This is a genomic window from Lysinibacillus sp. NPDC096418 (assembly GCF_044762775.1).
Taxonomy (GTDB): Bacteria; Bacillota; Bacilli; order Bacillales_A; family Planococcaceae; genus Lysinibacillus.
The window spans coordinates 17,268-32,210 of sequence record NZ_JBIWEY010000036.1 but is presented as its reverse complement, the minus strand read 5'-3'; the positions used below and the strand labels follow the sequence as shown (position 1 = coordinate 32,210).

The following is a 14,943-nucleotide window of genomic DNA, read 5'->3' as shown; positions in this document are numbered from 1 at the left end:
TTCTTCAGCAGACGTTGCTAATCGAGTGACGCTCATTATAAGGTATGTATATTTAGTCAGAATATTTTGTAGAGCGGAAGCTTATTTGCATGCTAAAATGATTGATAACTTTATTTAGTAGTGTTCAAGCACTAACTGAGTAAAAAACGCCTAGGCGTAATAGATTTAAGAAAATCGAATAGTTTTTTGTAGGGGGAAGAAAGTTGAAAAAACGACTTTGGGTAATTTTGACACTAGTATCTGTAGTTTTACTACTTTCCGGTTGTACAGAATTCAATGAACCAATCTCCAAAGAAAGCGAAGGCTTCTGGAATGAATTCATCGTTTGGCCATTAGTATCAGCTATTAAATATTTTGCTGATCTTTTGGGCACGTATGCATGGGGGATTATTGTAGTAACAATTATTATCCGTTTAGCAATTCTCCCGTTAATGATTAAGCAAACGAAGAATGCTAAAAAAATGCAAGAAATGCAGCCAAAGATGAAGGAATTGCAAGCAAAGTATGCTTCTAAAGATGCACAAACGCAACAACAGTACCAACAAGAAATGATGAAACTAATGAAAGAATCTGGTGCAAATCCGCTTGCGGGATGTTTACCGATATTCATTCAAATGCCAATCTTAATTGGTTTCTATCATGCAATTAGTCGTATGAATGCGACAGCTGCTTTTGATTTAGGAAACTTTTTCATCTTCCCATTAGCAGACCCAGCGCCGGTATTAGCGATTCTTGCCGGTTTAATGCAATTTATCGTTTTACGTACGGGCCCAGCAATGGATAACCCTCAAATGAAAATGATGATGTACATTATGCCATTTATGATTATTGGTTTTGGTATGGCATTACCTGCTGCATTATCTCTTTACTGGGTAATCGGGAATATTATCTCGGTACTTCAAAACCTTTTTATTTATAAACCTTGGAAAAAAAATGAAACAGAACCTGCTCAAAATGGAGGGGCTAAAAAGTGAAACAACTTACGCAAATAGGCGCAACAACACATGAAGCGATCTCATTGGCGTTACAGAAACTTGGCAAGACCCGTGAACAAGTAGATGTTGAAGTTTTACAAGAAGGCAAAAAAGGATTTTTAGGTTTTGGATCACGTGCTGCTGAAGTACGTGTGACAGTTAAAGAAGTGCAAGTGATTCAAGTGGAGAATAATAGGCAACAAGAAAAAGTTGCGGATATTGTTGAAGCAACGGCTGTAGAAGATATTGATGACGAACGTTCACAAGTTTCTGAACAAACAATTGACATCGAAGCTGTACAAGAAAAGGTAGAAGATTCTACAGATGATCCAATTGAAAAAGCAAAATCTTATTTAACAAGCATAGCCATGAATATGGATATTCAGGATCTTAAAATTGAGACAAAACGTGAAGGTAAATACGTTTTGTTTCAATTAGAAAGTGAAAAAGCAGCACTTTTAATTGGCAAACGCGGTCAAACGCTTAATTCCTTGCAGCAATTAACTCAGCTAGTGTTAAATAAAAGTGCAAAACAGTTTTTACTTGTGAAAATAGATGTAGAAAATTACCGTGAGCGTCGCCAAGTTGCATTAGAACAACTGGCGGATCGCATGGCTGATAAGGCAATACGTTTAAATCAGCGTATGGAGTTCGAACCAATGCAGTCGTATGAGCGGAAAATAATTCACAATCAATTGGCAAATCGGCTTGATATTGAAACATATTCAGAAGGAACAGAGCCAAATCGATATTTAGTCATTGAACCAGTAAGGTAACAAATGATGTTCCTTCACATAAAAACATACAGACATATGCTTTTAAAGCGGTCATTTCACTTTAGTTGTGAAAGCGGCCGTTTTTTTCGTTTGCAGTAGGGAAATTACACTTACTTTAGATTTTAGTGAAAATATGTTAGTCTAAGTTGTTAGAACGTGTTGAACGGTTTAAGTTATCCACATGTGGATAATGATGTATTTAGGAGGTTATTATATGGAATTTGATACAATTGCTGCGATATCCACACCCATGGGTGAAGGGGCTATTGCGATTGTTCGCTTAAGTGGGGATGATGCAGTAGCAATTGCTGATAAAATATTCAAATCGCCTGGTGGCAAGAGTTTGCTTGAAAAGGCTTCACATACAATTCATTACGGCCATTTAGTTGATCCGAAAACGGATGAAATCGTAGAGGAAGTAATGCTTTCTTTAATGCGTGCTCCAAAAACATTTACTCGTGAGGACGTAATAGAGATAAACTGCCATGGTGGTTTAGTATCGGTGAATCGTGTATTGAAATTAGCTTTAACGAATGGTGCTCGGCTAGCTGAGCCGGGTGAGTTTACAAAGCGTGCGTTTTTAAATGGGCGTATCGATTTATCTCAAGCAGAAGCGGTTATGGATTTAATACGTGCCAAGACAGATCGTGCGATGAATGTGGCATTAGGTCAAATGGATGGGAAATTGTCGCGATTAATCGGTGATTTACGCCAAGCTTTACTAGAGACATTAGCGCAAGTAGAGGTTAATATTGATTACCCAGAGTATGATGATGTAGAAGAAATGACTGTGCCAGTGTTACTTGAGAAATGTGCGTGGGTACGTGATGAAATCATTAAACTTTTACAAACATCTTCGCAAGGGAAAATTTTACGTGAAGGCTTGTCGACAGTTATTTTAGGTCGTCCAAACGTTGGGAAATCTTCACTTTTAAATAGTTTAGTGCAAGAAAATAAAGCAATTGTGACGGATATTGCCGGGACAACTCGTGATATTATAGAAGAGTATGTCAATGTGCGGGGTGTTCCGCTGCGTTTAGTGGATACTGCGGGTATTCGTGAAACAGAAGATATAGTAGAGCGCATCGGTGTTGAACGTTCACGCCAAGTATTACGTGAAGCAGATTTAATTTTATTTGTTTTAAATTATGGTGAAGCGTTAACAGCAGAGGACGAACGCCTATTTGAAACAATTGAAGCGATGGACTACATCGTTGTGGTTAACAAGACAGATTTACCTCAAAAAATTGATTTAGCTAGAGTGGAAGAGCTAGCAGGCAACCATCGCATTGTCACGACTTCTCTGTTACAAGAAGAAGGTGCGATGGAGTTAGAGGAAGCGATTGCTGCGCTATTCTTTGAAGGGCAAATCGAATCTGGTGATTTAACATATGTATCGAACGCGCGCCACATTGCATTATTGCATCAAGCGCAAGCAACGGTAGAGGATGCACTTGATGCTGCTAGAATGGGAGTGCCAGTAGATATGGTACAAATAGATGTTACGAGGACTTGGGAAATTCTTGGTGAGATTATCGGCGATACAGTACAAGAGAGCTTGATAAACCAACTATTTTCACAGTTCTGTTTAGGGAAATAATCAACAAAAGAAGGGAAGAAATGAGCATGCCAACACAATATGAGGCAGGTACGTATGATGTTATTGTCATTGGTGCAGGTCATGCAGGTTCTGAAGCTGCACATGCTGCCGCCAAAATGGGTGCCAACACACTCATGTTAACAATTAACTTAGATATGATTGCCTTTATGCCATGTAATCCATCAATTGGTGGTCCTGCAAAAGGGATTGTCGTGCGTGAAATTGATGCACTTGGCGGTTTAATGGGGAAGGTAATTGACAAAACGCATATTCAAATGCGTATGTTAAACACAGGGAAAGGTCCTGCTGTACGTGCACTTCGTGCGCAAGCCGATAAGGTTCTTTACCAACAAGAAATGAAACGCTTATTAGAGGAAAATGAAAACCTAACGATCCACCAAGCGATGGTTGAAGAATTAATCGTCGAAGATGGGGAAGTAAAAGGTGTACTTACACAAGTTGGCGCGATTTACCGTGCAAAAACAGTAATCGTAACAACAGGTACATTCCTGCGCGGTGAAATTATTATTGGTGATGTGAAATATTCAAGTGGTCCAAACAACCAGCAACCGTCAATTGGCCTAGCGAATAATCTAAAAGATTTAGGCTTTGACCTTGTACGCTTTAAAACAGGTACACCTCCTCGTGTAAATAGCCGAACAATTGATTATTCAAAAACCGAAATTCAACCAGGAGATGATGTGCCACGTGCATTTAGTTTTGAAACGACTGAATTCATTATGGATCAATTACCTTGCTGGTTAACATATACAAGTCTACAAACACATGAAATTATTGAAGCAAACTTACATCTTTCACCGATGTATTCAGGCATGATTAAAGGGACTGGTCCACGTTATTGCCCATCTATTGAGGATAAGGTTGTACGTTTTAACGATAAACCACGCCACCAAATCTTCTTAGAGCCTGAGGGTCGTAATACACGCGAAGTATATGTACAAGGTTTATCAACAAGCTTACCTGAGCATGTACAAAAGCGTTTAGTGACTTCAATTCCAGGCCTAGAAAATGCAGAAATGATGCGAGCAGGTTATGCAATTGAGTACGATGCGATCGTACCAACGCAATTATGGCCGACATTAGAAACTAAACGTATTCAAGGTTTATATACTGCAGGTCAAATTAACGGTACTTCGGGTTATGAAGAAGCAGCGGGACAAGGTTTAATGGCCGGCATAAATGCGGCAGCTAACGCACTTGGTAAAGAAGAGTTGATTTTAAGTCGTTCAGAAGCTTATATTGGAGTCTTAATCGATGATCTTGTCACAAAAGGAACAAATGAGCCGTATCGCTTATTAACATCTCGTGCTGAGTATCGACTATTACTACGTCATGATAATGCGGATTTGCGTTTAGTTGAGCGCGCTAACGCAGTGGGTATGATTTCAGAGGAGCGCTATGCGCAATTTATCGAGAAAAAATCATCCATTGAAGGCGAGATTGCACGTTTACGTGAAGTAATTATTAAACCAAATGAGGCTACTCAATCAGCGATTCGTTCTGTTGGTGGTAGTGAATTAAAAGATGGTATTCGAGGTGCTGATTTACTAAAACGTACAGAAGTACACTATGACCTAGTATCGACATTAATTCCACCGGAAATTGAATTAACAGAAGAAGCGCAAGAACAAATTGAAATTCAACTGAAATATGAAGGTTATATTGAAAAAGCATTGCAACAAGTTGAAAAGCTTCATAAAATGGAAAATAAAAAAATCCCTGAAAACATCGATTATGATGCTATTTCAAGTTTAGCAACAGAAGCTCGACAAAAGTTAAAACAAGTATTACCGCTTTCTATTGCACAAGCTTCACGTATTTCAGGGGTTAACCCAGCAGATATTTCAATTTTACTTGTTTACATTGAACAAGGGAAAATTGCGCGTGTGAGTAGGTAATACTAGTTTCAGTCAAGTGAATAAGGGGCGGGCATACTTTTGTGCCCGCTTCCTATTTTTACAATAAAAATTTCAATATACATGTCTACGAAGAAGCGAACACACTTTTGAAATCTTGAGTGAAGACGCTTTTCTTAAAAAAGGAGACTTTACATGAACGAACAACAATTTATCGAAGCGTTGAAGGAAAAAGGTATTATTCTTTCTGAAATGCAAATTGCACAATTTAAAAAATACTTCGAACTGCTTGTTGAGTGGAATGAAAAAATGAACTTAACTGCTATCACAGATTTAGAGGGTGTATATTTAAAGCATTTCTATGATTCAATTAGTCCGTCTTTTTACTTTGACTTCACAAAAGTTACGACTGTATGTGATGTTGGAGCAGGTGCAGGTTTCCCAAGCATTCCAATTAAGATTTGTTTCCCACACTTACAAGTAACGATTGTAGATTCTTTAAATAAACGTATTACATTTTTAAATCATTTAAGTGAAGAATTACATTTAGACAATATGAATTTTGTGCATGCACGTGCAGAGGAATTTGGTCAAAATGTTAAGTATCGTGAAAAATTTGATGTCGTAACAGCTCGTGCAGTTGCGCGCCTATCTGTTTTATCGGAGTTATGTGTCCCATTAGCAAAAGAAAATGGATACTTTGTGGCACTAAAAGCAGCAGCTGGTGCAGAAGAATTAAAAGATGCAAAAAAGGCATTAACAACTTTAGGTGTTGCACTAAAAGAAGAGTTCGCGTTCCATTTACCAGTAGAAGATAGTGAGCGAACATTATATGTATTTGATAAAATAAAAGGAACACCAAAAAAATATCCTCGAAAGCCTGGTGTACCTAACAAAATGCCAATTCAATAATTAGTGTTTCATGTGAAACTTCTCAATTCAGGAAAATAATTTTGCTGTTTTGAGCATACATACTAGTTAGGCATGGTTCACGCAAATGACATCTATGAACTATATACATTTTACGAAATATAATAAATAATAATAGAATGACACGGAGCAAGATAGTTTCCTAAAGGTGGTGCCACTTGGATGAAAAGTCCTTTTTCACGTTTTTTTGGAGGCGGAAATAAAGCTGAGCCTAGTGTGAAAAATGAAGTAGAAGAAGCAGCAGTAGAAGCGGTACATGCAGCAGAAGAAGTAATTAAACTCCCAATCGATAAAATTGTGCCGAACCGTTTTCAGCCGCGTACTATTTTTGATGATGACAAAATTGAAGAATTATCAAGAACCATTCATACACATGGTGTAATTCAACCAATTGTTGTACGTAGCACAGCAGACAACCAATATGAGATCATTGCCGGTGAGCGACGTTACCGCGCGATGAAAAAATTACAATGGACAGAAGTCCCTGCCATTGTACGTGATTTAAGTGATAAAGAAACAGCTTCAATTGCGTTAATTGAAAATCTTCAGCGTGAAGAATTAACAGCAATCGAAGAAGCAGTAGCCTATCAAAAATTATTAGAGCTACATGAGCTAACACAAGAAGCGCTTGCCCAACGACTCGGAAAAGGACAATCCACGGTTGCAAATAAATTACGTTTATTAAAACTTCCTGAGGAAGTACAACAAGCTATTTTAAAACGGGAAATTTCCGAAAGACATGCACGTGCTTTAATTGCTATTAAAGATCGTCCGTTGCAATTGCAAGTATTACAACAAACGCTTGAAAATGATTGGAATGTACGTAATCTAGAAGAACATATTCATATGCTATTACATCCAGATGAGGCAGAGCAAGAGGAAGTAGCAGTGAAAAAAGTAAAACCAAAGCGTAAAGCGATTAGCAAAGATTTACGTATTGCCTTGAATACAATCAAACAATCGCTATCGATGGTAACCAAAAGTGGTATTACTGTAAAAACAGAAGAAGAAGATACAGAAGAATACTATCAAATCACAGTGAAAATTCCAAAAAAGAAAAAAGCTTAACGGATTCCCCTTGTGCAAAGTGTCTGCACAAGGGGAATTTTGTATATATTCTTAATATTTTATACAACTCTATTCATATTTTTTGATAGAATGGGAAAGAGATAATAAAATGAAATAAAAAGATTTTACAAATGGGCTCGTCATAGGAAACTTTGATGGATGAAAGCAGGTGCTTTTAAATGGGTAGAATTATAGCGATCGCCAATCAAAAAGGTGGCGTAGGTAAAACAACGACATCGGTCAATTTGAGCGCTTGTCTAGCATACTTAGGAAAGAAAGTACTGTTAATCGATACCGATCCACAAGGTAATACAACAAGCGGTGTTGGTATTGATAAAGGTGAAGTGCAAAGTTGTATTTATGATGTTTTAATTGATGATGAAAGTGTTGAAAGTGTTATTCAAGCTACTAAAATTGAAAATTTATCAATTGTACCTGCAACAATTTCACTTGCGGGTGCAGAGATTGAACTAGTATCGACAATTTCTAGGGAAGTACGTTTAAAGCATGCCTTACAAGATGTTAAAGACGACTATGATTACATAATTATTGATTGTCCGCCGTCTTTAGGACTATTAACGATCAACGCTTTAACAGCTTCGGATGCCCTAATTATTCCTGTGCAGTGCGAATATTACGCACTGGAAGGGCTAAGTCAATTATTATCTACAGTTCGCCTCGTACAAAAGCATTTAAATCAGCAATTATTTATTGATGGTGTGCTATTAACGATGCTGGATGCTCGAACGAATTTAGGGTTACAAGTTATTGATGAGGTAAAGAAGTATTTCCAAGATAAAGTGTATAAAACAATTATTCCACGTAATGTACGTTTGAGTGAGGCACCGAGTCATGGGGAACCAATTATTACGTACGATTCTAGATCTAGAGGTGCTGAAGTTTATTTAGAGTTGGCAAGGGAAGTGATAAAAAATGGCTAAAGGATTAGGTAAAGGGATTGGAGCCTTATTTCCGGGAGAATCTCTTGAACATTCAGGGCAAGTAGAAGAAGTACAATTAGAGCAAATTGTCGCAAATCCTTTTCAGCCTCGTAAAATTTTTGACGAAGAGGCATTACAAGAATTAGCAGATTCAATAAAAGAACACGGCATTTTACAACCAATTGCTGTACGAAAAAAAATCAGGAAATATGAAATCGTGGCAGGTGAAAGACGTTTTAGAGCCGCACAGTTAGCGGGCTTACAAGTGATTCCGGCGATTATTAAAGACCTGACAGACGCACAAATGATGGAACTTGCCATATTAGAAAATCTTCAACGAGAAGATTTAACAGTAATTGAAGAAGCAGAAGCTTACCAAAATCTAATGGAGAACTTACATCTCACACAAGAAGAATTATCAAAGCGTTTAGGGAAGAGTAGACCGCATATTGCTAATCATGTTCGTCTATTAATGTTGCCAGAGCCCGTTCGTAAGTTGATGAACGATGGGACATTATCTATGGGACAAGGTCGTGCTTTACTTGGCTTAAAAAACAAAAAGCGAATTGTAGAGATTGCTGAAAAAGTAATTAAACAGGGGTTAAATGTACGCCAAGTCGAAATGCTTGTGCAAACATTGAATGAGGAAGTTTCACGTGAAACAGTGCCACCAAAGAAAAAAGATATTTTTGTTACAGCAAAGGAATCGCAGTTACGTGATTACTTTGGGACAAATGTTCAAATAAAAAAGGCAAATAATAAAGGGAAAATAGAGATTGAATTTTATTCCGAAGATGATTTGGAACGAATTTTAGAAATATTAAATTTGCAAGAAGAGTGAATTTGATTTTCGAAAAGTAGAGCGCCAAAATAGTGGCGCTCTCTATTTTTCTATATGGGGAGAAGGAAGGATAGGCTGTGGTATTATTAGGGACATTTATTAATGCAGCTTTAATCATAGTGGGTGCATTAATAGGACGCATTTTTAAAAATATTCCTGAATCCATGAAGTCCACTGTATTATCGATTATTGGCCTAACAGTGACGTTATTAGGGATTAAGATGGGATTCGAAAGTGATAATTTTATTGTTTTAATCGTTAGTTTAGTTGTAGGTACAGTAATAGGTGAATGGTTAGATTTAGATAAACAGATGAATAAACTGGGGCAGTGGGTGGAATCATTATTTAGAAAAGGCAGGAGTGAAGATCATCAAATTAGTATTGCTGAAGGCTTTGTAACGGCTTCACTCATTTTTGTCATTGGTTCTATGGCGGTCATCGGTGCATTAGACAGTGGGTTGCGTAACGATCACAATGTACTTATTACAAAAGGGATTATCGATGGTTTTACGTCTATTATTTTAGCATCTACGTTAGGGATTGGCGTATTAGTGTCAGCCGTTCCGGTTTTTATTTACCAGGCAATAATTGCGATCTTTGCTGGGGTTATTAGTACTTATATTCCAGATGCTGCATTAGAAATGTTCATTACTGAAATGACAGCTACAGGTGGTGTTATGATTATGGCCATCGGTTTAAATATTGCGGGTTTAACGAAGATCAAGGCTGCTAACTTGTTGCCAGGTATATTCGTTGTCGGCATTTTGGTTGCTCTCATCTACCCGTTTCAATGAATAACGATGCGCAGCAAGTATAAATGCTCTAGCTAATTTTTCAGCCATTGCGTATGAAATGTGCAGTCTCGTATTTTGTAGAACAAGCATCTCCATAAACCCTCCAACATTGACAATACCTTTTACGGATACGTCACCGATTGGGGGTAATTGCTTTTTCACAGCTTTTCCGGGCAAAATAGGACCTTCTTGCACGGCAATATGACCAACTGCATCTTCATTTCCTAAGCATGCATCGATCGCAATAATATAAGGCTTCGTAGTATGATGATTTAGTTCTTGTAGTGTTGAGTCTAAATTAAGAGCATGTAGCGGACTTTCAAGTGTTCCGACAATCTTATAGGGAAAGCTAATTGATTTACTCAGAAAGCTACCAGTTAATGGACCTAGCGTATCTCCCGTACATCGGTCGCTACCTATGCAACAAAAAATAAGGCGTTCGTGATGAAAGGGAATATGCTCTAAAAACAATGTACTTAAATGCCATATTGCATTTTTACTCTCGTGATGAATGGAATAGGGCAGTATTAAATTTGGTATAGTATCCATAAATAACTCACTTTCTTATTTATTTTTAGGGAAGTATTCAAGTTTTATGCAGTATACGTCAATTTGTAGAAAGTTATTCAAGAGGTGGAAAAAGTGGAATTTAACACAAAGATGATACAAAGATATTTAGATAAATTAACATCTGAGAGTTTTTGGGAAAATATAATCGATATATCTATTAAAATTATTCTAATTATAATTGTGTCATGGCTTGTCGTACGTATAGGGAAAAAAATTATTAATAAGATATTTAAAATACGTATGCGTACACCTTTAAATACCTCAGAACGTCGCCAAAAGACGATTACAAAATTACTACAAAGTGTTCTTTCTTATGGAGTATATTTCTCGGCAATCATTGCCATTCTCTCTTTACTTGGCATTCAAGTAGCTGGACTTCTTGCTGGAGCTGGAATTGTCGGTTTAGCCGTTGGTTTTGGCGCACAAAGCTTGGTGAAAGATGTCATCACAGGGTTCTTTATTATTTTTGAGGATCAGTTCGGCGTTGGTGATCATATTAAAATTAATTTGGCTGAAGGTACAGTTGTAGAAATTGGCCTACGTACAACAAAAATTAATGGGGCAACAGGAGAGCAATATATTATTCCAAATGGGGCAATTGGTGATGTTGTGAACTATTCTATAAATAACTCAAAAATATTTATCGATTTACAAATGACAACAGATGCTAATTTTGAAAAGGCTGAGCAGATTATTAATAAATATTTAAGTAAGTTACCAGATGTACATCAAGAACTAGTTGATGTACCTACTTTTTTAGGTGTACAAAGTGTTAAAGGAACAGAAGTGACAATCCGTATCGTAGCAGAAACTTTACCTCAGCAGCAATATGGAGTTGCGCGTACGATCCGTAGAGATGTAACGAAATTATTTGAAGAAAATGACATTCCGATGGCGTATCCGAAAATGATGTTATACGGTGGATTAGGTAAAAATGAAGGAGGCATCGAATAGATGGACGCAAAACAATTTGGCTTGAATGACGTAGTTGAAATGAAAAAACAACATCCATGTGGCACGAATGAATGGAAGATTATTCGTATGGGTGCGGATGTTCGTATTAAATGTGAAGGTTGTCAACATAGCGTTATGATTCCTAGAAGGGAATTTGAAAAGAAAATGAAGAAGGTTTTGAAACGCGTTGAAGAATAGATAGCCATTAGACTTTTCGTTCACTTATCCATATAATAGACTCTGGTTTAACTTTAGTTGGCTCGTGTTATAGAGTACCGAAAGCGAAACAGCAGGTACGAATATTTGCTGACTAAAGATAAGGCTTCAGGTGGTATTATAGAACCGAAGCGAAATTTATAAAACGAACACAATGTATTTGAAAATAGAAAGGTCGTGTCCATTCATGGCATTAACAGCAGGAATTGTAGGTCTCCCGAACGTAGGGAAATCGACATTATTTAACGCAATTACAAAAGCTGGCGCACTTGCAGCAAACTATCCATTCGCAACTATTGATCCAAACGTAGGTATTGTTGAAGTACCAGATGCTCGTTTAGAAAAGTTAACAGAACTTGTTACACCAAAGAAAACTGTTCCAACAGCATTCGAATTTACAGATATTGCGGGAATTGTAAAAGGGGCTTCTAAAGGTGAAGGTTTAGGGAACAAATTCCTTGCACACATTCGTGAAGTAGATGCAATTTGCCAAGTCGTACGTTGTTTCGTAGATGAAAACATTACACACGTTTCGGGTGGAGTAGATCCAATTGATGATATTGAAGTTATTAACTTAGAACTTGCTTTAGCTGACTTAGAGTCTGTTGACAAACGTATTCAACGTGTAAGCAAAATGGCGAAGCAAAAAGATAAAGAAGCTATGGTGGAAGAGCCAATTCTTCTGAAGATTAAAGCTGAATTAGAAGAAGGTCGTCCAGCTCGTGCTGCTGAGCTTTCAGAAGATGAGTTGAAAATTGTCAAAGGTCTTCACCTATTAACAATTAAGCCAATGTTATACGTAGCGAACGTTTCAGAAGATGAAGTGGCTGATGCAGATAATAACGAATATGTACAAAAAGTGCGTGAATACGCAGCTGCTGAGGGTGCTCAAGTTATTACAATCTGTGCGAAAATCGAGGAAGAAATTTCAGAGCTAGAAGATGAAGAAAAAGCAATGTTCTTAGAAGAATTAGGGATCAAGGAATCAGGTTTAGACCAATTAATCCGTACATCTTATGATTTACTAGGTCTTGCAACATACTTCACTGCAGGTGTTCAAGAAGTTCGTGCTTGGACATTCCGTAAAGGCATGAAAGCTCCACAATGTGCAGGTGTAATTCACACTGACTTTGAGCGCGGTTTTATTCGTGCGGAAACTGTAGCTTTCGATGATTTAGTAGAAGCTGGTTCACAAGCGGCAGCAAAAGAAGCTGGTAAAGTACGTCTTGAAGGTAAAGAATATGTCGTGCAAGATGGCGATATCATGTTATTCCGTTTTAACGTATAAAAAATGAAAGCAGAGAGACGTAGCTTCACGTCTCTCTGCTTTATTTAATATAAACATATAGTTTTGGAAGATTCGGGTCATCTTGTACAATTGCATCTTTTGGATATTTGCGAAGTTCTTTGTACATGGCAAAATCACCAACAGCACCAGCCATTAAAAAGGCTCCGACTAATAACAGAACAGTACTATTAACATAAAATCCTGCAATAGTAGGAAGTACACCAGTTGTCCAAAATGGTAGTAGCAATGCTTTTTTCATCGCATGATTGGGAAGAGGTTTTTCAGTTGTAGCGTACGCAACACCAAGTTCTAAATTGACACCGTACTTTAAGGACTTAAAGGGTACGCCACCAAAAACCATAAAGCCAATTAAGTGAAAGGCTTCGTGTAATATGATAAATAAAATATAAAGAAGGCTAAAAAGGAAGGTTCCAATAATCATTTGAAAAAAAGAAAATTGGAAATCCTTCAAGCAAATATATTGAATGGCAATAAATAAAATGGCTAAACCTATTGTTATGACAATATTATCAACCATTAACTTTTTTATATCTAATTCTATGATGATTGGCTCTGTGTCTGGTAGCATAAAATATTCTCCCCCTTTTAAAACATCTATCATCAATTATATCGAATGATTTGTTTGCTTGCGACTTGAAAGCTATGTATCTGTGTGGTACAATTCATTGATGTGAGTAATAATTATTACTTACTCCTTGCTCCCTGAAAACAGGAGAGCCTGAGTCCATAAGGAGGTGTAAACAGATGAGAAAATACGAATTAATGTACATCGTACGTCCGAACATTGAAGATGAAGCGAAAAAAGCTTTAGTTGAACGTTTCAACGAAATCTTAACTTCAAACGGTGCTGAGATCATCGAAGCAAAAGAGTGGGGCAAACGCCGCTTAGCTTACGAAATCAATGACTTCCGTGAAGGTTACTACCAAATCGTGAAAATCAACGCTACTTCAGAAGCAATCAACGAATATACACGTCTTGCTAACATTAGCGAAGATATCATTCGTCACATTGCAGTTCGTCAAGAAGCTTAATATTAACAAAATGCTGAAAAAGGAGGTTGTATTCTGATGATTAACCGTGTCGTATTAGTTGGAAGACTAACAAAAGATCCCGAGCTACGCTACACACCGAATGGTATTGCGTCTACACGATTTACAGTTGCTGTCAATCGTACATTCTCAAACCAACAAGGTGAAAAAGAAGCAGATTTCATTAGCTGTGTTGCTTGGCGTAAACAGGCTGAAAACTTAGCGAACTTCATGAAAAAAGGAAGTTTGATTGGAGTGGAAGGTCGTATCCAAACAGGTAGCTATGAAGGACAAGATGGTAAACGCGTTTATACAACTGATGTTGTTGCTGATAGCGTACAGTTCTTAGAACCTCGTAGTGGTGGAGGTGCTCCAGCATCTAACCAATACGGTGGACAGTCTTACGCAAATAGCCAGCCGTCGTATGGCGGTGGTCAACCACAACAACAGTTTGGTGGCGCAGCGCCTCAGCAAGGTTCATTTGGCGGCGGTTCTTATCAGCAAAATCAGCCTCCTATGAATCAGCCAAACTATACACGTGTAGATGAAGATCCATTTGCTAATAGCAAAGGACCAATTGAAGTGTCAGAAGATGATTTACCATTCTAATGGCTTCCATTTACAAAACTAAAACTTAAAAGGAGGAGACACAACTATGGCACCACGTCGCGGAGGCCGCAAACGCCGTAAAGTTTGCTACTTCACTGCTAATAACATTACGAATATCGACTATAAAGATGTAGATTTATTAAAAAAATTCATCTCTGAACGCGGGAAAATTCTTCCTCGTCGCGTAACTGGCACTAGCGCTAAGTACCAACGTAAATTAACTTCTGCTATTAAAGTATCTCGTATCATGGGATTACTTCCATTCGTATCAGAAGACAAATAAGATTGATATTAAACAAGATGTAAATCTTGTATCAAACCTTACAACCAGTGTATTTCGATATTCGTATCGGTATATACTGGTTTTTTTATACATAAATTGATTCGACTCTCAAGGAAAGTAAATCAATACACTTAGCGTTTTTTGTTCAATAACGCGAAAAAATGGTACAATA

General features: G+C 37.5%; 17 protein-coding genes. 15 read left to right on the top strand and 2 right to left on the bottom strand.

All coding sequences use genetic code 11. From position 1 onward, the window contains the following. Nucleotides 1-203: 203 nt before the first annotated feature. The 9 genes from yidC to ACIQZG_RS20240 all read left to right on the top strand — a co-directional run bounded on the left by yidC (nt 204) and on the right by ACIQZG_RS20240 (nt 9,801). Nucleotides 204-974, top strand: coding sequence for a membrane protein insertase YidC (yidC, locus tag ACIQZG_RS20280; RefSeq protein WP_402757283.1), 771 nt, complete (start codon nt 204-206; stop codon nt 972-974). Next, a complete protein-coding gene (gene jag, locus ACIQZG_RS20275) occupies nt 971-1,750 on the top strand; it encodes an RNA-binding cell elongation regulator Jag/EloR (protein WP_402757282.1) in 780 nt (259 codons plus the stop codon). The genes yidC and jag overlap by 4 nt, the downstream gene beginning before the upstream one ends. Nucleotides 1,751-1,964: 214 nt before the next feature. Further along, complete coding sequence (mnmE, locus tag ACIQZG_RS20270) at nt 1,965-3,350, top strand: tRNA uridine-5-carboxymethylaminomethyl(34) synthesis GTPase MnmE (RefSeq protein WP_402757281.1); 1,386 nt, start codon at nt 1,965-1,967, stop codon at nt 3,348-3,350. A 26-nt stretch (nt 3,351-3,376) separates the two neighbouring features. Then, entirely contained in the window at nt 3,377-5,269 is a 1,893-nt protein-coding gene (gene mnmG / locus ACIQZG_RS20265) for a tRNA uridine-5-carboxymethylaminomethyl(34) synthesis enzyme MnmG (protein ID WP_402757292.1), read from the top strand. 153 nt (nt 5,270-5,422) lie between these two features. Beyond that, nucleotides 5,423-6,139, top strand: a complete 717-nt coding sequence (gene rsmG, locus ACIQZG_RS20260; protein ID WP_402757280.1) for a 16S rRNA (guanine(527)-N(7))-methyltransferase RsmG — start codon at nt 5,423-5,425, stop codon at nt 6,137-6,139. Between the two features lie 180 nt (nt 6,140-6,319). After that, nucleotides 6,320-7,225: a nucleoid occlusion protein gene (gene noc / locus ACIQZG_RS20255; RefSeq protein ID WP_402757279.1), complete on the top strand. Its 906-nt coding sequence runs from the start codon at nt 6,320-6,322 to the stop codon at nt 7,223-7,225. A 179-nt stretch (nt 7,226-7,404) separates the two neighbouring features. Then, complete coding sequence (locus ACIQZG_RS20250; protein WP_402757278.1) at nt 7,405-8,166, top strand: ParA family protein; 762 nt, start codon at nt 7,405-7,407, stop codon at nt 8,164-8,166. Next, nucleotides 8,159-9,007 (top strand): ParB/RepB/Spo0J family partition protein, encoded by an 849-nt coding sequence (locus tag ACIQZG_RS20245; protein ID WP_402757277.1) that lies wholly within the window; start codon nt 8,159-8,161, stop codon nt 9,005-9,007. The genes ACIQZG_RS20250 and ACIQZG_RS20245 overlap by 8 nt, the downstream gene beginning before the upstream one ends. Before the next feature lie 77 nt (nt 9,008-9,084). After that, the gene (locus ACIQZG_RS20240; RefSeq protein WP_402757276.1) at nt 9,085-9,801 is read left to right on the top strand and encodes a DUF554 domain-containing protein; all 717 of its coding nucleotides are present in this window, start codon (nt 9,085-9,087) and stop codon (nt 9,799-9,801) included. On the opposite strand, the gene yyaC is transcribed toward ACIQZG_RS20240, so the two are convergent. Then, the gene (yyaC, locus tag ACIQZG_RS20235; protein ID WP_402757275.1) at nt 9,718-10,350 is read right to left on the bottom strand and encodes a spore protease YyaC; all 633 of its coding nucleotides are present in this window, start codon (nt 10,348-10,350) and stop codon (nt 9,718-9,720) included. The two genes, ACIQZG_RS20240 and yyaC, sit on opposite strands and share 84 nt — an antisense overlap. Nucleotides 10,351-10,461: 111 nt before the next feature. Here yyaC and ACIQZG_RS20230 point away from each other — a divergent pair, with 111 nt between their 5' ends. The 3 genes from ACIQZG_RS20230 (at nt 10,462) to ychF (ending at nt 12,829) form a co-directional block, all read left to right on the top strand. After that, nucleotides 10,462-11,325 carry a mechanosensitive ion channel family protein gene (locus ACIQZG_RS20230; RefSeq protein ID WP_402757274.1) on the top strand — a complete coding sequence of 288 codons (864 nt, stop codon included), beginning with the start codon at nt 10,462-10,464 and terminating at the stop codon, nt 11,323-11,325. Further along, nucleotides 11,326-11,523 (top strand): DUF951 domain-containing protein, encoded by a 198-nt coding sequence (locus tag ACIQZG_RS20225; protein WP_402757273.1) that lies wholly within the window; start codon nt 11,326-11,328, stop codon nt 11,521-11,523. A gap of 205 nt (nt 11,524-11,728) precedes the next feature. Next, the gene (gene ychF / locus ACIQZG_RS20220; protein ID WP_402757272.1) at nt 11,729-12,829 is read left to right on the top strand and encodes a redox-regulated ATPase YchF; all 1,101 of its coding nucleotides are present in this window, start codon (nt 11,729-11,731) and stop codon (nt 12,827-12,829) included. A gap of 40 nt (nt 12,830-12,869) precedes the next feature. Here ychF and ACIQZG_RS20215 read toward each other — a convergent pair whose 3' ends face one another. Next, nucleotides 12,870-13,418, bottom strand: coding sequence for a DUF3267 domain-containing protein (locus ACIQZG_RS20215; RefSeq protein ID WP_402757271.1), 549 nt, complete (start codon nt 13,416-13,418; stop codon nt 12,870-12,872). A 176-nt stretch (nt 13,419-13,594) separates the two neighbouring features. Here ACIQZG_RS20215 and rpsF point away from each other — a divergent pair, with 176 nt between their 5' ends. From rpsF to rpsR, 3 genes are read left to right on the top strand one after another with little or no spacing between them, the layout of a single operon-like run. Further along, the gene (gene rpsF / locus ACIQZG_RS20210) at nt 13,595-13,882 is read left to right on the top strand and encodes a 30S ribosomal protein S6 (RefSeq protein WP_402757270.1); all 288 of its coding nucleotides are present in this window, start codon (nt 13,595-13,597) and stop codon (nt 13,880-13,882) included. Between the two features lie 36 nt (nt 13,883-13,918). Continuing rightward, nucleotides 13,919-14,488, top strand: coding sequence for a single-stranded DNA-binding protein (gene ssb / locus ACIQZG_RS20205; protein ID WP_054768473.1), 570 nt, complete (start codon nt 13,919-13,921; stop codon nt 14,486-14,488). 46 nt (nt 14,489-14,534) lie between these two features. Further along, nucleotides 14,535-14,771, top strand: coding sequence for a 30S ribosomal protein S18 (gene rpsR / locus ACIQZG_RS20200; protein WP_402757269.1), 237 nt, complete (start codon nt 14,535-14,537; stop codon nt 14,769-14,771). Nucleotides 14,772-14,943 lie beyond the last annotated feature (172 nt).